Raw genomic sequence first — 17310 nt, 5'->3', positions numbered from 1 at the left:
CGCCGTGCGGCAAGCCTTGGATGAGATCGGCTACAGCGGGTACATGACCACCGAGATCGAGGGAGGCGACAAGGCGTATCTGACGGACGTCGTGGGGCGCATCGATCGCTTCCTCGCAGGTAAGGCGCCGGTAGGATGAACCACGAAGAACCAACCACAAAGATATGAAGAATTAACCACGAATGACACGAAGCTCACGAAGCACCTAATCTTCATGGCTTGAACCCGTGATCGCAGTAGGCCCCGCGCCACGGACGCCTCGGCGAGGCGTCCCTACCTTCCACTAGCTCAGGCCAGTTATTGGAGAGCCTGACAGGTTGCGCGCGATCCAGAATGCGACGACCAGAAGGAGCAGCGCCCAGCCAACGACATTCTGCAACGGCAGCGCCTGCGGGGCTCGTCGTTCCGCCTGCGACGTCCACTGCAGCAGCGCGACGACCGGCGGTACGACGAAGAGCAACGGATTGAGCGCGAAAGCCGTGGTCAGGTGGCCGTGTAGAAGAGCGTGAAGAGCGCGCGTCGTGCCGCAGCCTGGGCACTCGAGGCCCGTGAGCGCGAAGAACGGACATTGTGGGTAGAACCACGTCGTGCGTGGATCGAAGAAGAACAGGACGATGGCCGCAGCCGCGACGAGCGACACTGCGAGCGGAATGATGTGTCTCTTGCCTACGGCGACGGAGATCTCAGTGAAATGCGTCTGCAAGGCTGCCTAGCGTGGCCATGCCACCAAGGAAGATGATCCAGAGAAATGCAAACGCCAGCAAGACGGTTCCAATGATTCCCAGGATCATGCCAATCTGGGCCAGGACCCGATTCGTATCCGGCACCGTACCCGCTTGAATGGCCTTGAGCTCGTCGTTGCCCAGGTACCAGGCCACCGGCCCGAGCGGGTAGCAACAGATCAGGCCAAGAACGCCGAGGACCAACGCAATGACCGCACGGTTCGAGCCTCCCCCTGTTGTGACACCCGCTTGTTCAGGGCCCGGCGGCGGCGGTGGAGGAGGGGGGGGAATCGTGGAGTCGCTCATATGCGCTGTCTCTCCTGCCGATCGGCCGGCGCATGTCGCCGAGCATGTCGGCGTGGACCTGTGAGATCCCGCGCAGTCTACACGAGGTCATTCACGCCGACAAGCTATCACTGCCAGACAATCCGTTGCCGCGCAGTCGCGCTGGCTGCTGCGCAGGCCTTCCGTGCTTCGGTGAAGACGGTAGCGCCGCGAGGTGTCTGGCCAGCCCTTCGAGGCTGGCGAGGTTGTGGACCGGTAGGAAGTCATCCACGTGGGGCAGCGCGGCGACCAGCCCGCGTGTGCGGGGAGCGAAGTCGCGCGTGCCAATGAGCGGGTTCAGCCACACCAGGCGCGAGCACGACCGGTGCAACCGCGCCACCTCTCGACGGACGAGCGCCGGGTCGCCACGATCCCACCCGTCACTGATAACGAGGACAGCGGCGCCGCGGCCCAGCACCCGGCGCGCCCAACGACGATTGAACGCACGAAGGCTGTCGCCAATCCGTGTGCCGCCCGCCCAGTCGACCACCTGCCGGCTCACCTCGGTAAGCGCCGCGTCGATGTCGCGCGTCCCAAACGTCCGCGTAATGCGCGTCAGACGCGTGCCGAACACGAAGGTCTCGACGCGTTGGCGTTGTCCATGCTGTGTGCCCCGCTGCGTAATGATGTGCAGAAATGTAAGCAGTAGGCGCGTGTAGCGCTCCATTGAACCGCTCACATCTGCAATCACCACGAGTGGCCGCGGCACGGCTGTTCGTTGGCGCCATCGCCGTGAGATCCACTCGCCGTCGTACCGAACCGCCGATGCGATCGTCCTGCGCCAATCAGGCTGCCGGCCACGCGACGCTGGACGATGACGACGGCTACGGCGGAGCTCGAGCCGCCAGCTGATTCGCTGCATCATCCGCGTGACTGCCGCCAGCTCGTCAGGGCACAGCTCGTCGAACCGCTTCCGTCGCAGTATCTCCTCTGCGCTGTAAGTCGACGCGCGGTCGACGACACGCCGCGGATCGGCGTCCGGCGACGGTTCTGGACGCGGCGATTGGCGCAGAACGAGACCCACTTGCGCGGCAGCCTGTGCGCTCGACCGCACATCCTCCGGCGACGGGCTCACCGCAGCCGATAGCGCGTCCGCGGCGTGAGTCCAGAAGCGTGCGAAGACACGCTCGAATGCGAGCACCTCCAGGCGATGAGAGACGAGCGTGCATCGCGCCACGTCGCGAAACGTCTCGCGATCGGCAATATCGATGTGACGCAGCGCCTGCACGAACCGGACGACTTGGGCCGTTGTCACGCGCAGCCCAGCTTCCCTGAGCTCGCGGGCGAATCGGAGAAGGTGCGCGATGAAAGGGCTCATGTGCCAGGGGGAAGGGATCAAGGGATCAAGGGATCAAGGGATCAAGGGATCAAGGAACAAAGGGCAAGGGGCCAGGGGCACGGGGGCAATGTGGTCAACGGCAACGGATCAAGATAGCGCCCTTCAACAGGTGCCCACCTTTACCCTAGATCCCTAGATCCCTAGATCCCTAGCCCCCTCCTGCGCCCGTGCGATGAGAGCGGGCAGTCGTTCACGCGTCCGCTCGAGATCCTCCTGGTCCTTGACCAGTGCACCGAGCGAGCGGTCGACCATCTGCATCTCCAAGCTGCTGCACTCGAGCGCCAACAGGGCCGCCGCCCAATCGAGCGTTTCCGCTAGACCGGGCGCCTTGGCAAGATCGATCTGGCGGAGCTCCTGCACGAGCGTGACGAGCTGCTGTGACAGTTGCTCGGAGACCCCTGTCACTTTGCGCCGCACAATCTGCAGCTCCTTGTCGAACGAGGGGTACGGAATCCAGTGATACAGGCAGCGCCGCTTGAGGGCGTCGTGGATCTCGCGCGTGCGGTTCGAGGTGACGATCACGAGCGGCGGATGCTCGGCGCGGAAGGTCCCGATCTCCGGGACGGTAATCTGCCAATCGGAGAGCAGCTCGAGGAGAAAGGCTTCGAACTCCTCGTCTGCACGATCGAGCTCGTCGATCAGGAGCACCGGCGCCCGCCCGTCCGGAGCCTCCAGCGCTTGCAGCAGCGGGCGTTTCAGCAAGAAGACCCGTCCGAAGATCTCTCGACGCACACGCCGCTCATCGCGTTCTCCGGATGCTTCGAGCAGCCGAATCTCCAGCATCTGCCGCGCGTAGTCCCAGTCGTAGACGGCCTGTGCGACGTCGATGCCTTCATAACACTGGAGTCGCACCAACCGGGTGTCGAGCACCTCGGCCAGCACGCGGGCGATCTCGGTCTTCCCGACGCCTGGCTCTCCTTCGACGAGCAGCGGACGCTCGAGGCGCCGCGCGAGAAAGATCGCCGTGGCGAGGCTCCGCTCGGCGATGTAGCCTTGGTCGTCGAGCCGGCGCTGCACGTCGTCGATCGTGGCCAGCGGGTTACCCACAGCCTCCACTTTCTACGAGAGCAGCATCAGCCCGAGGTGGTTCCGGTCTCGCGCCGCGTGTTGTGCACATAGTGTCTGACGTTCAGCTCCGGGCACGGCGGAGCGCGCGCTTCGCGAGCACGCCCGCGAGATGCGCGCGGTAGGGGGACGAAGCGGTATGGTCGCCCAGCAGGTCGTCTGGCGAGACGACATTCACGCAGGCGGCTTCGAGCGTTGCGTCATCGAGCGGCTGTCCCACCAGCGCCGCCTCGAGCTGGGAGAGCCGCGTCGGCTTGGGCGTCGCGCCGGTCAGCGCCACACGGGCTTCTTCACACACGCCCTTGCTCGTACGCACGACAGCCGCAACGCCGGCAATGGCGTAGCGCGACGCCGGGTGTGCGAATTTCTCGTAGGCCATGCCGAGACCCGGCTTACGCGCAGGCACGCGGATCTCCGTCAGCACCTCACCGGGCTGTACGACCGTTGCGAACATGTCCTCGACGAAGGCGGCGGCTTCGGCCGTCCGGCTCCCAGAGGCGCCCTCGATCGTGAGCGTGGCGTCCAGTGCCAGGACGCAGGCCGGAAAGTCTGCGCCCGGATCGGCGTGGGCGAGGCTGCCGCCAATCGTGCCGCGGTTGCGGACGAGCGGATCGCCAATCAGCGCCGCGGCCTCCGGCAGAATCGGACACGCCTGTGCCAACTCCGTCGAGTGCTCGATCTCCCGGTGCGTCGTCATGGCGCCAATCACCACCACATCTCCCTCACGACGAATGCCATGCAGCTCTGCGATCCGGCTCAGATCGACCAGCACCGGCGGCGTCGCCAGGCGAAGCTTCATGGCAGGCAGGAGCGAGTGTCCGCCGGCCAACAGCTTGGCGTCCGGATGCGCACCGAGCAAGGCGATGGCCTCCTGAACGCTGGCTGCCCGATAGTAGTTGAAAGCGCTTGGATACATTGTTGGACCATTCCTGCTGTGAGTCCTACGCCACGACCTTCTTGCCTGCCTGGATCGCCTGCCACACCTTCTCGGGTGTGAACGGCATGTCGAGATGCGTTACGCCAAACGGTGCGAGCGCGTCGATCACCGCATTGGCGACCGCCGCCGTGGAGGCGATCGTGCCGGTCTCGCCGATGCCCTTGACACCAAGCGGGTTGTGCGGCGACGGCGTCACCGTGTGATCAATCTCGAACGCCGGCAGATCGTCTGCGCGCGGCATGGCGTACTCGAGAAACGACCCTGCGATGAGCTGCCCTTGCTCATCGTACAGAGCGTGCTCGAGCAACGCTTGACCCGTGCCGTGCGCAATCCCACCGTGCACCTGGCCTTCGGCAATCATCGGATTGATCAGTGGCCCGCAGTCATCGATGGCCACGTACCGCTGCAGCGTGACGCGACCGGTCTCCGGATCGACGTCGACCACGGCAATGTGAGTGCCGAAGGGGAAGACGAAGTTCTTTGGATCGTAGAAATGCGTGGCCTCGAGCCCCGGCTCCATGCCCTCGGGCAAGTTGTGCGCGAGATGCGCCTGCAGCGAGACATCGAAGAAGCTCTTCGCACGCTCTGGTACGCCCTTGACGTGTAGTGTGCCGCCGGCGAGCTCCACGTCTTCGGCGTCAGCTTCGAGGAGGTGTGCTGCAATGTGCTTCGCCTTGTCCTTGATCTTGTCGAGCGCCATCTTGAGCGCGCTGGCACCTACGGCCGCGCTGCGGCTGCCATACGATCCCCAGCCGAACGGCACCTTGCCCGTATCCCCATGCACGATGACGATGTCCCCAATCGGAATCTGGAGCTCGTCTGCCACGATTTGGGCAAATGCGGTCTCATGTCCCTGGCCGTGACTATGGGCGCCGGTGAAGACCTCCACCTTACCGGTTGGCATCACCCGAACCAGCGCGCTCTCCCATTGACCCGCCTGAGCGCCGAGACTTCCAACCAGCGACGATGGCGCAAGGCCGCATGCCTCGAGATAGGTAGAAAACCCGATACCAAGGTAACGACCCTCCTTGCGCGCCGCCGCTTGTGCCGCACGCGTGCCCTTGTAATCGACCTTGGCGAGTGCTTTGTCGAGCGCCGGCTCGTAGTTGCCGCTGTCATAGTTGAGCGCTACGGGCGTTTGATACGGGAACGCGTCTGGGGGGATGAAGTTCTTGCGGCGCAACTCCATCGGATCCTGCCCCAGCTCCTGCGCCATACGGTCCATCATGCGTTCGAGCACGTAGGTGGCTTCGGGCCGTCCAGCGCCGCGCAGAGCGTCCACCGGGACGGTGTGTGTGAAGACGCCCGTGACGTCGCAGTGGATCGCGCGGAATCGATACGGTCCGTTCATCAGCGTTCCGTAGAGAATCGTTGGAACCACTGGACCAAACAGTGTCAGGTAGGCGCCGAGATTGGCGATGGTCTTCACCCGTAAGGCAAGCAAGTGGCCCTCGGCGTCGACAGCCAGCTCCGCTTCTGTCTCGTGGTCCCGCCCATGGCTGTCGCTGACGAAGCTCTCGGCGCGCCGAGCGGTCCACTTGACGGGTCGATTGAGCTTGCGCGCAGCGTAGAGCACGATGACCTCTTCCGGGTACTGGAAGATCTTCGAGCCGAAGCCACCGCCCACGTCGGGGCTGATCACACGGAGCTTGTGCTCCGGGATCCCCAGCACGAATGCCGCGAGGATCAGTCGATGAATATGCGGATTCTGCGATGTCGTCCACAGTGTGAGCTCATCCGAAGGGCGCGAGTACTGCGCCAGGGAGGCGCGTGGCTCGATGGCGTTGGGTGCCAGACGCGTGTTGCGAAGCGATAGCTGGATGGTCTTGGCCGCACGAGCGAGCTCTGCGTCGACGGCGGATTGATCCCCAATGCTCCAACGGAAGCACACGTTGTCAGCGGCATCGTCGTGCACCGCGGGCGCGCCGGAGGCGAGCGCTGTCGATCCCAGCGACACGGCCGGCAGCATCTCGTAGTCCACCTCTACCAACGCGGCAGCGTCCTCGGCGATGTCGCGGCTCTCGGCAACCACCCCCGCGACAATCTCACCCGCATGGCGAGCCCGGTCGACGGCAATCGCGTAGTGCGGCGGCGTCGTGATGTCCGGTAAGAGCCAACCCGGGGGAATCGAGCCAATATTCGCGTCGCGCAGCGCTTGTCCAGTGATGACGGTGAGCACGCCAGGTAACTCGAGTGCCGCACGTGCATCAATGCCACGGATCCGTGCGTGTGCATACGGACTCCGCACCATCGCGACGTGTGCCATGCCGGGCAGGCTCAGGTCGTCTGTATATTGACCGGCTCCCGTCAGGAACCGCGGATCTTCGACGCGCTTGACTGACTTTCCGAAATACTGCTCCAGTGGCATGTGGCCCCCTTATGTGGTGACAAGGTGACAAGGTGAGGGGGTGACAGGGTGAGATCTGCGTCGACGATCGGGGTGGCAAATCACGCGCGTGAGGCTTTCGGGGCGCCGCACGCTCCCCCGCGCTACCCATTTACCTCGTCACCTTGTCACCCTGCACCCTTACCCCCCAGCGGCGGTCGTTTCCCGCCCTTGATGCTCCGCCATCCTCTCGGCGGCGAGCCGGACCGCACGGACAATGTTGTGATAGCCCGTGCAGCGGCAGAAGTTGCCTTCGAGCCCGTGGCGAATCTGGGCATCTGTAGGCCGAGGGCTGTGTGCAAGAAGATCGTGAGTGGCCATGACCATGCCGGGCGTGCAAAAGCCGCACTGCAGGGCGTGCACATCCGAGAACGCTTGCTGGACGGGGTCGAGAGGGCCCTCACGCGCCAGATGCTCTATGGTGGTCACCTCGGCGCCATCGGCCTGAGCCGCGAGGAGGGTGCACGACTTGACCGCGGCGCCATCGACCAACACAGCACACGCGCCGCATTGACTGGTGTCGCAACCGACATGTGTGCCCGTGAGACCAAGCCTCTCGCGGAGGAAGTGCACGAGCAGCATCCGTGGCTCCACGTCGGCTTGGCGCTCCACGCCGTTCACCGTGAGCTTGATCGCAACAGTATTCGACATCGTGCCTCCGTCTGGTCGGATCCCTGGTCCGACTCTCCTGATGCTCTGACGAGGTCAGTTATTATATCGACTATATCGACAAACGACGGGATGTGGGGTAACGATGGAGCGCCGTGAAATCGAAGAGATTCTCGACGCGATGCGCTCGGCGCGTCGGTCCGGTCAGCGCGTGGCGCTCGCGACGGTCGTCCGCGTGAAGGGATCCGCCTACCGCCGTGAAGGCGCACGTATGCTCATCCGCGATGACGGCGCCATCACCTGTATGTTGAGTGGCGGTTGCCTGGAGCCTGACGTTGCCGAGGTGGCGCGCCGTGTCATGGCGCGCGGCGTGCCGGAGCTCCGTCACTACGATCTCGACGAAGATGTCGTGTGGGGCCTCGGCCTTGGCTGCGGCGGCAGTGTCGACGTCTACATCGAGCCCGTCGACCAGGATCCGCTGCTTGCGCGCTGGCTGGAGCTGCTGCGCAACGGTGAGCTCGCGGTCCTCGCGATGCGGCTGGCGCCGGAGCGACACCGGTTGCTGGTGACCAGCAGCGGCGAGACGAGTGGAGGACTCGGTGCGGCGGCGCTCGACGCGCGCGTCCGAGCCCTCGCCGCAGAGATCACAGCAGCACAGCACCCACGTGCGGTCACCCAGCGCATCGAGCTCGATGGCGCGGATGAGGTAGACGTCTTCTTGGACGTCAGCGCGCCACCGCCGGAGCTCGTGATCTTTGGCGCGGGCCACGACGCGATTCCTGTCGTAGCGCTGGCGCGCTCGCTTGGCTGGCAGATCACCGTTGTCGATGCCCGCGCGGCGTTCCTGACGCCGGAGCGCTTTCCGGGCGCGCGCCTCGTGCTCGCGCACCCGGCCCAGTTCGACAACCAAGTGGCGCTCGGTCCACGGTCATACACGCTGATCATGAACCATCACTTGGAGCGAGACCAGGCAGCCCTTGGCTTTGCCGTCCGGTCGGAGGCTCCGTACGTCGGTGTGCTCGGCCCGCGGGTCCGCTACGAGACCCTGCTCGAACGCATGGAGGAGGAAGCGGTCGAGACACGTCCGGAGCGGCTTGCCCGTGTGCGCAGCCCACTTGGTCTCGATATTGGTGCGGAATCCCCGGATGAGGTCGCGCTCAGCATCGTCAGCGCCCTGCTTGCCGCCCGCCGTGGCTTCGCGGGCGGCTTCCTCGACGGCGTCGGCGGGCGGATCCATGATCCCACTGCGCGGTAGGGGAACATGGTGCTCGACGCAATCATCCTGGCGGCGGGGCAAGCATCGCGCATCGGGTTACCCAAAGCGCTGCTGCCGGCAGGCCCCGGTCATACACTCCTCTCGCGCGTCATCACGCTTGCCGTCGACGCCGTCCACGGCACAGTTCTCATCGTCGTGGGCAACGAGCCAGAGATGATGCAGGCAGAGATCGCGCGATGCCGTGCGATGTTGGGCCGAGGCTGGCAGCGGCTGAGAACCATCGTGAACCAGGCGTATCTGCAGGGTCAGAGCACGTCGCTCGTAGCGGCGATTCGAGAGGTTCGCACCAAGGCGACGCTCGTGCTTCTTGTCGATCAGCCTGCGCTCGAGCTGGACCACGTGAGGCGCTTGGTGACTACATGGCGTGGTCGCCCCTCGCCTGTCGTTGGCGTTGCGAGCGCCTCGGGCGGCCGGCAGCGGACGCCCGTTGTCCTGGGTGCTGAGCTCTTTCCGGAGCTCCTCGAGCTGGAGGGTGACGAAGGTGCGCGTCGGGTGCTCCGCCGGCACCCAACACACGTGCAGTTGGTCGAAGGGACGGACGATGCTTGTCAAATGGATGTCGACGCCTGGGACGACTACGTGCGCCTGGCGCGACTCCTCGCGTGGGATCGCGAAAGAGTGGAGGAGCCTTCCCTTACCGGTCCCCCACCGAGTGAACCTCGATCGCTCGTTCAAGAATGGGTCGTGACGCGCGCACGCGAGGCCGACCCCACGCGCCGCCTGGCGGCGTTACGCCACCTGGCTCTGGCAGCGCTCCAGTCGTGATCCCTGGTCCTTGGTTCTTGGTTCTTGGTTCTTGGTTCTTGGTTCTTGGTTCCTGCTAGTCGACGCGGATCTTGATGTTGCGGAAGGTCACGCGGTTGCCGTGGTCTTGCAGCAGAATGCGACCTTTGTCTGACTCGCCGAACCTCTCCCAGTTGGCGTACTTGCTCTCTGCCACGAGCTTGCGGTAGTCAGCGCTGCCGCGCTCGTACTCGAGGACCTTCGTCCCGTTGAGCCAATGCTCCACGTGGCGGTCCCGCGAAACAATACGCGCGGTGTTCCACTCTCCGGGAGGGTTGATCGGCCGATTCTCGGCTGGAATCAGATCGTAGAGCGATGCAAGCATTCGAGTGCCCGGCCGACCGCGCTTCGCGTCCTCATGCCGCTCGTCATCGAGAAGTTGATACTCGAGGCCGATCGCTGATGCGCCAGTACCACCCTGCTCCTCGGTCACGAAGTACTTGATGCCGCTGTTCGCTCCAGGCGTGAGGTTGAAGTCCATCACGAGCTCGAAGTTCGAATACTCGTCGACTGTGACGATGTCACCGCCATGGGTGGACTCGGCGCCACCGGACTCGAGAACGATGAGCTCGCCGTTCTCGACGGTCCACCCGCGCTCTGGGAACGTGTCGAGGTATGCACCACGCCACCCGGTCGTCATCTTTCCGTCGAAGAGCAGCTTCCATCCGTCGCGCTGCTCCTCTGGTGTCAGCGTGTTGGGTGTCGCTGAGCCCGTGCTCTGACTCGTCATGTCGGCGGTCGTCGGCGCCGTCCAGTGTGCAGGCGCGCCGCTCGACGCGCGAGCGGTGACCAACGGCAGTCCTGCCAAGACGAGCGCAGCGCCCACAGCAACGGCTGCCAGACGCGACCGGTGAGAGACACGCTTGCCGACGCTATTGAGTCGCATGAACATCGAGAGGCAGTCTATCATGAGCACCATGAGCGCTTGGACCCGACGAGACTTTCTTCGAGGCATGGCAGGCGCCGCGGCGCTTGGCCCACACGTTGTCACCCGCGGCGTGCGCGCACAGGGACGAACGGTTCGTCACGCCAGCATCGGAAGCGCCGGCATGGCGTTGTCCGACATGAAGAGCTTTGCCAAACATCCGGCCTTCGAGCTGGTTGCCGTGGCAGACGTCGATCTCTGTCTCGCCGCGGGGATTCAGGAACAGTTTCCGCGCGCCCGTATCTACCAGGACTGGCGTGAGCTGCTCGACAAGGAGGAGGGGCAGATCGACTCGGTTAACGTGTCGACGCCGGATCACATGCACGCCGCGATTGCGTTGGAGGCGATTCGGCGGAACAAGCACGTCTACGTCCAGAAGCCGCTCACCACGACGATCGAGGAAGCGCGCGTGGTCGCCAAGCAAGCGCGCCGCCGCGGGATCGTCTCGCAGATGGGCATTCAGATTTCCTCCAGCGTGCCGCAGCGTCTCGGTGAAGCGCTGGCGCAGAGCGGCATCGTCGGCAAGATCAGAGAAGTGCATGCGTTCTGTGAGAAGAGCTGGGGCTGGGAGGAGCCTCTGCCCACGACCGGCGATCCGGTGCCGCCGGCGCTGGACTGGGACCTGTGGCTCGGGGTTGCCGAGACGCGGCCATTCATTCGCGAGGCGTATCATCCCGGTCAGTGGCGCAGGCACGTGGGATTCGGCACGGGCACGCTTGGCGACATGGGGTGTCACATCTTCAGCCCGCCCTATCGGGCGCTGGCGCTGACCTCGCCAACGACCATCACGTCACACGGTCCTCAGCCGACGCGCGAGAGCTGGGCGACGCGTGCCCGCATTCATTACATCTTTCCGGGCACGCGCTACACTGCCGCCGAGACACTCGACTTCTGGTGGTACGACGGAGGCGAAACCGCGCCTGAGACGCTCCTCACCGCAATCGGACCGGAGCGCATCCCCAAGACAGGTGTCGTGTTCGTCGGGACGGACGGGTTTGTCGTCCTGCCGCACGTGGAGGAGCCGTTCATCCTGCCGGAAGCCAAGGCTCTCGAGGCAAAGCCGCTCGTCGAGCGCACGCAGGCAGGCCTCGCGCCACGTGATCACTATGGCGAGTTTCTCGATGCCGTCCTGGCCGGCGGGCGTACCCAGCCGTCGACCAACGTCTCGTACGCCACGCCGCTCACCGAGACGGTGTTGCTTGGCGACGTTGCAGCCTGGTTCCCGGGCGAGACGCTTGACTACGATTCACGCGCCATGCGGTTTGCCACCAAGCGGGCTGCAGACGCCCATCTGCGGCGCTCGTACCGCAGTGGCTGGAAGCCAGAGGAGCTGAGCTAGCCCACTGGCGACTCACCGTACGCCCGTGTGTCTCGTGGATCAGCGCGCCGCCGCCGAGACGACCCCAACCGGACAGCCGACGCCTGTGCCACCGTGGCCGCAGTAGCCGCCTGGGTTCTTGCCCAGGTACTGCTGGTGATAGTCCTCGGCGAAATAGAAATCCGGCGCCGGCAAGATCTCGGTCGTGATCTGGCCGTATCGCGCGCTCCCGAGCTCGCGCTGATAGATCTCACGCGATGTCTCAGCCGCCAGCCGCTGTGTGTCCGAGTAGTGGAAGATCACCGAGCGGTATTGCGTGCCGACGTCGTTCCCCTGACGCATGCCTTGCGTCGGATCGTGACCCTCCCAGAAGAGCTTCAGCAGGGTTTCATAGCTCGTCACGACCGGATCGAAGACGACCCGCACGACTTCGGCATGTCCGGTGTGCCCGGAGCAGACCTCGTTGTAGGTCGGGTTCGGTGTGTGGCCACCGGCGTATCCCACGGTCGTGGAGAAGACACCTGGTGCGTGCCAGAACGTCCGCTCGGCGCCCCAGAAACAGCCCATCCCAAACAGGGCGAGCGCCAGGCCATCAGGAAACGGGCCGTCGAGCGGTGCGTTGCTCACGAAATGGCGTGAGGGGATCGGCATGCGCTCGGCACGACCTGGGAGCGCCTGTTCCGGCGTTGGCATCCGCAGTTTCTCTTCAAACATGTGCTTCCTCGTGTTTCTACCCGGTTCCTTTTTCGGGGTGCAGGTGGCGATCGAAGAAGTCCGCGACGGCTCGGTAGACGCGGAGCCAATTGCGATAGAGCAGAAAGTCGTGGATGTCGTCCGGGATGATGATCTCCTCGAACGGCACCTCCGCGGCTCGAAGCCGTTGCACGAGATCCACCGTCTGCTCGACGCGAACGTTTCGATCGTCGTCTCCGTGCACCAGCAGCACGGGTGAGCGCCAGGTCTTCACGTGCGCCGCGGGCGCAGACTCCCACGCGACCTTGGCGGCTTCCTCGAGATCCGCACGCGTGATGCCGTCACCTGCCAGCGCCGCCGCCTGCTGTTCTGTGGAAGCAAGCTGGAGGCGGTTGTGCACGCCATGCAAGTCGGCCCCAGCCGCGAAGACGTCAGAATTCTGCGCCAGCCCGAGCGCGGTCAGGTATCCACCGTAGGACCCACCCCAGATGCCGATGCGAGCCGGATCGACATCCACGCGCTTCTGCAGGTATCCTCCGGCCGCGAGCACGTCCTGGTATTCCGACGCGCCGCGCACTCCCGCGCGTGGCGGCTGGTGGAACTCGAAGCCGTACCCAATACCAAGTCGATAGTTGACCGACAGCACGATGTAGCCACGGCTCGCCAAGTACTGATTCATCGCGTACGTGTTCGCGTAATAGAACATGTAGTGCCAGCCGAGCAGCATTTGTCGCGCCGGACCGCCGTGTGCGAACACAATGGCCGGGCGACGTGAGGGGCCAGCCACCTGCTTGAAGAGCTGCGCATGCACGCGAGTGCCATCGAGCGCGTTGATGACCACATCCTCCGGCTCGACCAGCGCGTTGGCAGGAAAATCAGGCGAGAGCTGATCGCTGAGCAGCGTGCGTGGCTCGCTGCTCTCACCAAGCGCGCGCACGACAGGCAGCGGAGGTTGCGCGGCCGTGGAGGCGAGATAGGCGATGGACTCGCCGTCACCGGTGATCGTTGGCGCCCATTCGAGCCCGGTGCCGGAGGTCAGCGCGGTTGGGCTGCCTCCGTCGACCGACACCATGAACAGGTGCCGTCGTTCACCATCCTGCTCATCATCGCCCGTATTCGCACTGTAGATCACAGAGCTGCGATCTGGCGTGAGCGTCATGTGCTCGACCATGAGCTCTCCCGGCGTAAGGAGCTGCGGCTCGCCGTTCTCGGCGGTGGTGTCGACCGCGTATAGGTGTGGCCATCCGTCGTGATAACTGAGGAACACGAGGCGATCATCCGTGCCCCACATCAGGTTGGCCCCGCCCGCCACGCGGGGATAGGAGCCGCGCGCTGTCTCTGGACTTGTCCAAACCTCGCGCGCGTGGCCGGTTTCCACATCAGCCAGCCAAATGGCCCACGGCTGCGGCTCGGGCTCGAGCGGCGAGGGCATCGGGCCGCCACGCCCAGGCCGCCGCACGAACGCGATACGTGTGCCGTCGGGCGACCAGCGGGGCATCGAGTCACGTGACGACGACGGCGCGAGATAGCGGAGGGGCTCTTCCGCCGACCCGTAGAGACCGATGTAACTCTGGTCGCCGCGGTTGGACACGAACGCGAGCGTCTTGCCGTCGGGCGACCACTCGGGCGATTCGCTGTCGCCGCGCGCGAAGAAGAGACGTGCTGCGCGCGTGCGACCATCGATTGACGCGGCCCAGAGCTCGCGACCTTTCTTGAACACGACGCCGTCATCCTGCGGTGCCAGCACGGGCTCGTCACCTTCGCCAATGAGCGTCGGTTCGCCGCCGCCATCAACGGCCACAGCCCACACCTGCGTCTTCGGCTCCACCGGGCTGCTCGTGGGGTTCGGCATCAAGTTACCTTCGGCCGCCCAGTTCGAGCCGTGGTCGCCGCCTCGCACGTAGACGAGATGGCGACCGTCCGCGGAAAACGCCAGATGCGTCAACTCCTGCCCATCCTCGCCCTCCGAGGAGAAGAGTTGCCGTGGCTCGAATTGCGGGCCGTCGGCGACCCACAGGCTGCGCACACCCCGCTGCAGGAGCGCCCACGCGACACGCGATCCGGAAGGTGAGGCCGTCAGCTCGCTGGGGAACGTGAAGCCGAGCACCTGTTCCAACGTAAACGCCTCGCGTTGCGCCTGCGGCTGTCCGGCAAACGAGGGGAGCACGAGCAGGAAGGCGAGCAGGAAACTGGAACCAAGTCTTCGCTTCACGACAGGGCCTCCGCTTGGAAATGTACGCCGTTTCCCTCGGGAGGGCAATTCGAGGGTAGGTCACGCGCGTCAGGTAGGTCACGCGCGCGCCCTGTCACAAGTGTGGACAGACGGTATACACGGTGCTGTACGTCGTAGCTGAAATGCTCAACTGGATGGACGAGCACGTGTACGGGTTGGCATGTTGGATCTCGGCCACGAGGACCCGCGGGAACGTCGCAGAGGTCCACTCCTTGTAGCCAACCGCAATGGCGTTGGCTCGGCCGTGGTTCCCGCGGGTGGCTCGATCCCGGTTGCCGCGAGCGGCAGCACAACCACTGTGACGAGCGAGGGCAGCAGCCGCCCGCTCCAGAACCGGACGTTCATCGTCACCTCCAACGAAAAGTCAGTATGCTATTTGAATGGAATTGGAACCTGGCGTCTACGCTCACGTTAGTACCACAGAAGGCTCCTTCACCGTTCGCCTTTTCGAGAGGGAAGCACCGAAGACGGTTGCCAACTTCGTTGGTCTCGCCGAAGGCACGAAGCAGTGGACCGACCTCGCCAACGGTGCCGGAGTGACGCGGCCGTTTTACGATGGCCTGATCTTTCATCGCATCATCGACAGCTTCATGATTCAAGGTGGTGATCCGAGAGGCGATGGCACGGGCGGCCCTGGCTATGAGTTTGGCGACGAGTTCCATGCCAGCCTTCGCCACGACAAGCTAGGCATCCTCTCCATGGCGAACGCGGGTCCCAACACCAATGGGAGCCAGTTCTTCATCACGCTCGCACCCACACCGCATCTCGACAACCGGCACTCCGTGTTCGGTGAGGTCGTCTCCGGCCTCGACGTCATCAAGCAGATTGGTGCAGCAGCGACGGATCGTCGCGATCGTCCCGTCAAGGACATCACAATCGAGGGGGTCGCCATCGAGCGCGTGGCGCCGGAATGAGCGTGAAGCGTCGCGATGGTAGGGCGCGTTCGCCGAACGCGCCATCCGGCCGCCTCGGCGAGGCGGCCCTACCGGTGTGTCTTGATGTACTCGGTGGCGAACTCCCGAAGCTGTGGGCTGCGAAGGCCGATGGCGTCAGCTTCAGCCAACGCCTTGTCGAGCGCCCAGTCGTCCTGCAGCACCCGTTTGATGGCCCACACGGCACCGACACGGTTGGCCGAGGCGCAGTGGATGTACACGGGCTGGTTGCTTTCGTCGGCCACTGCCGAGAGGAACTTGTCGACCACCGCCGGGTCTGGCGCGCCCGCGTCCAAAGGCAAATGAATGTACTCCAGCCCAGCGGTTTCCACGAGCGCTGCCTCCTCGGCGACGCCCGGCTCGGAGGATTGTCGCAGGTTGATGACCGATGCGAACCCTTGCCGCTTCAGCTCCGGGAAGGCCTCGGCGCTCGTCGCGCCGCCGCACGCGACGGTCGCATCGACGCGCGTGTAGTTCTGCGCGCCAGGAAGAGTTTCCTTTTGCTCCGCTTGCCTGTCGACAGCGACGGCATGTAGGAGTCCCGCCGATGCGAGCAGGACCACTGCCAACGTCACCGCACGCCTCCGCGAAGTCCCCGTTTCCATATCGGTGAAGCATAACACGCCGTGTTATCTCCACGTGATTGATCCCCGGTTCCTTCTCACCTCCGCGCGAGCTGCGTCGTCGTGCCTCGGACGATGAGCTCGGGGTCCACGCTCACGAGGCGTGGATAATCGGCCCCGCTCGTTGACTCGATCCGCTTCAACATAACCTGTGCCGCGAGCCTTCCCATCTCTCGGAGAGGCTGGCGGACCGTTGTGAGGCCGGGGTGCTGGTAGGCGGCGCTTGGGATGTCATCGAAGCCGACCACCGAGACGTCTTCAGGGACACGAAGCCCCGCCTCACGAAGCGCGCGGACCGCGCCAATGGCGTACACGTCGTTGAAGGCGAAGAGCGCCGTGAACTTGTGGCCACTCCCGACCAGCCGGCGCGTGACCTCGTAGCCGAGCTCCGGGAACGGGCTATCGCCTTCGAGCTGCGCCGTGAGCGACGGATCCAGCTCGAGGCCGAGCCGCCGTGCCGCCAGCCGGATGGCGCGCCAGCGTACGGCAGTGTCCGAGCTGAACGCCTGTCCCTTGATGACCGCGATGCGGCGGTGTTTGAGCGCACAGAGATGCTCGAGCGCGAGCGCGGCGGCACGCTCGTGGTTGACGACGATGTTGGTCACACCTGGTGTGTGACGATGACCGGAGACAGCAACCACGGGCACGGGCAACGGCTGGCCGCAGGGCGTGTCTACGGCAATCAACCCTTCGATCGATCGCGCGAGCAGGAGCTTGGGATACTCGTCGATGAGATCCGTGCGGTGACGATGGCTGGCCACGAAGTAGAGATAGCCCTCCTGCAACAACTCGTCTTCGATACCGCTCATGACGAGTGACGCGTAGCCCTCGCTGATCTCCGGCAACACCACGCCAATCGTGAAGCTGCGCTGCCGGCGCAGCGACTTCGCGAGCGTGTTGGGGCGGTAGTCGAACCGCGCCGCGGCGCGGCGGATGCGCTCCTGCGTCGCGCGCGGGATGGCGGCGGCGGCCGGCGCGTTGTTCAACACGATGGAGATCGACGCCGGCGACAAGCCGAGGTGGTCGGCCAGCACGCGAAGCGTGACGCGACCGGCGTGAGACGAGGCGGAAGGGCGAGCGCGCGAGGTCAAGGGAGTCTCCGATTTGACAGACCGGGGGGGATGATACACCCTCTTCACATCAGT

16 protein-coding genes are annotated in these 17310 nt (G+C 64.7%); 4 read left to right on the top strand and 12 right to left on the bottom strand.

The annotated features are described in order from the left end of the window. Positions 1–283 precede the first annotated feature (283 nt). From GEV06_09790 to GEV06_09760, 7 genes are all read right to left on the bottom strand, one after another. On the bottom strand, positions 284–703 hold the full coding sequence (locus GEV06_09790; GenBank protein MPZ18189.1) for a DUF2752 domain-containing protein: 420 nt from the start codon (positions 701–703) through the stop codon (positions 284–286). Continuing rightward, positions 684–932, bottom strand: coding sequence for a hypothetical protein (locus GEV06_09785; protein ID MPZ18188.1), 249 nt, complete (start codon positions 930–932; stop codon positions 684–686). Before GEV06_09785 ends, GEV06_09790 begins: the two co-directional genes overlap by 20 nt. Before the next feature lie 187 nt (positions 933–1119). Next, the gene (locus tag GEV06_09780) at positions 1120–2364 is read right to left on the bottom strand and encodes a VWA domain-containing protein (GenBank protein ID MPZ18187.1); all 1245 of its coding nucleotides are present in this window, start codon (positions 2362–2364) and stop codon (positions 1120–1122) included. Positions 2365–2517: 153 nt separating this feature from the next. Next, positions 2518–3441: an AAA domain-containing protein gene (locus GEV06_09775; GenBank protein ID MPZ18186.1), complete on the bottom strand. Its 924-nt coding sequence runs from the start codon at positions 3439–3441 to the stop codon at positions 2518–2520. Positions 3442–3514: 73 nt separating this feature from the next. Continuing rightward, a complete protein-coding gene (locus GEV06_09770) occupies positions 3515–4366 on the bottom strand; it encodes a xanthine dehydrogenase family protein subunit M (protein ID MPZ18185.1) in 852 nt (283 codons plus the stop codon). Between the two features lie 25 nt (positions 4367–4391). Further along, a complete protein-coding gene (locus GEV06_09765; GenBank protein MPZ18184.1) occupies positions 4392–6755 on the bottom strand; it encodes a molybdopterin-dependent oxidoreductase in 2364 nt (787 codons plus the stop codon). Between the two features lie 159 nt (positions 6756–6914). Further along, a complete protein-coding gene (locus GEV06_09760; GenBank protein ID MPZ18183.1) occupies positions 6915–7424 on the bottom strand; it encodes a 2Fe-2S iron-sulfur cluster binding domain-containing protein in 510 nt (169 codons plus the stop codon). Between the two features lie 103 nt (positions 7425–7527). Between GEV06_09760 and GEV06_09755 the strand changes: the two genes are divergently transcribed. Beyond that, entirely contained in the window at positions 7528–8637 is a 1110-nt protein-coding gene (locus GEV06_09755; protein MPZ18182.1) for an XdhC/CoxI family protein, read from the top strand. Positions 8638–8643: 6 nt separating this feature from the next. Then, complete coding sequence (locus GEV06_09750; protein ID MPZ18181.1) at positions 8644–9423, top strand: NTP transferase domain-containing protein; 780 nt, start codon at positions 8644–8646, stop codon at positions 9421–9423. Between the two features lie 55 nt (positions 9424–9478). Here the strand turns inward: GEV06_09750 and GEV06_09745 are convergent, their stop codons facing one another. Beyond that, the gene (locus GEV06_09745; protein ID MPZ18180.1) at positions 9479–10396 is read right to left on the bottom strand and encodes a DUF1080 domain-containing protein; all 918 of its coding nucleotides are present in this window, start codon (positions 10394–10396) and stop codon (positions 9479–9481) included. Here GEV06_09745 and GEV06_09740 point away from each other — a divergent pair. Continuing rightward, positions 10326–11705 (top strand): gfo/Idh/MocA family oxidoreductase, encoded by a 1380-nt coding sequence (locus GEV06_09740; GenBank protein ID MPZ18179.1) that lies wholly within the window; start codon positions 10326–10328, stop codon positions 11703–11705. The genes GEV06_09745 and GEV06_09740 overlap by 71 nt on opposite strands. A 39-nt stretch (positions 11706–11744) precedes the next feature. Here GEV06_09740 and msrA read toward each other — a convergent pair whose 3' ends face one another. Then, positions 11745–12398 carry a peptide-methionine (S)-S-oxide reductase MsrA gene (msrA, locus tag GEV06_09735; protein ID MPZ18178.1) on the bottom strand — a complete coding sequence of 218 codons (654 nt, stop codon included), beginning with the start codon at positions 12396–12398 and terminating at the stop codon, positions 11745–11747. 16 nt (positions 12399–12414) lie between these two features. Continuing rightward, positions 12415–14562: a prolyl oligopeptidase family serine peptidase gene (locus GEV06_09730; protein ID MPZ18177.1), complete on the bottom strand. Its 2148-nt coding sequence runs from the start codon at positions 14560–14562 to the stop codon at positions 12415–12417. 428 nt (positions 14563–14990) lie between these two features. Between GEV06_09730 and GEV06_09725 the strand changes: the two genes are divergently transcribed. After that, entirely contained in the window at positions 14991–15524 is a 534-nt protein-coding gene (locus GEV06_09725) for a peptidylprolyl isomerase (protein ID MPZ18176.1), read from the top strand. Between the two features lie 68 nt (positions 15525–15592). Here GEV06_09725 and GEV06_09720 read toward each other — a convergent pair whose 3' ends face one another. Beyond that, entirely contained in the window at positions 15593–16147 is a 555-nt protein-coding gene (locus GEV06_09720) for a hypothetical protein (protein MPZ18175.1), read from the bottom strand. A 56-nt stretch (positions 16148–16203) separates the two neighbouring features. After that, positions 16204–17199 (bottom strand): LacI family transcriptional regulator, encoded by a 996-nt coding sequence (locus GEV06_09715; GenBank protein MPZ18174.1) that lies wholly within the window; start codon positions 17197–17199, stop codon positions 16204–16206. Positions 17200–17310: the final 111 nt, after the last annotated feature.

The sequence above is a fragment of the Luteitalea sp. genome, from assembly GCA_009377605.1.
In the GTDB taxonomy this organism is placed as follows: Bacteria; Acidobacteriota; Vicinamibacteria; order Vicinamibacterales; family Vicinamibacteraceae; genus WHTT01.
The sequence above is the reverse complement of the archived record's forward strand: the minus strand, read 5'-3'. Positions and strand labels throughout refer to the sequence as shown.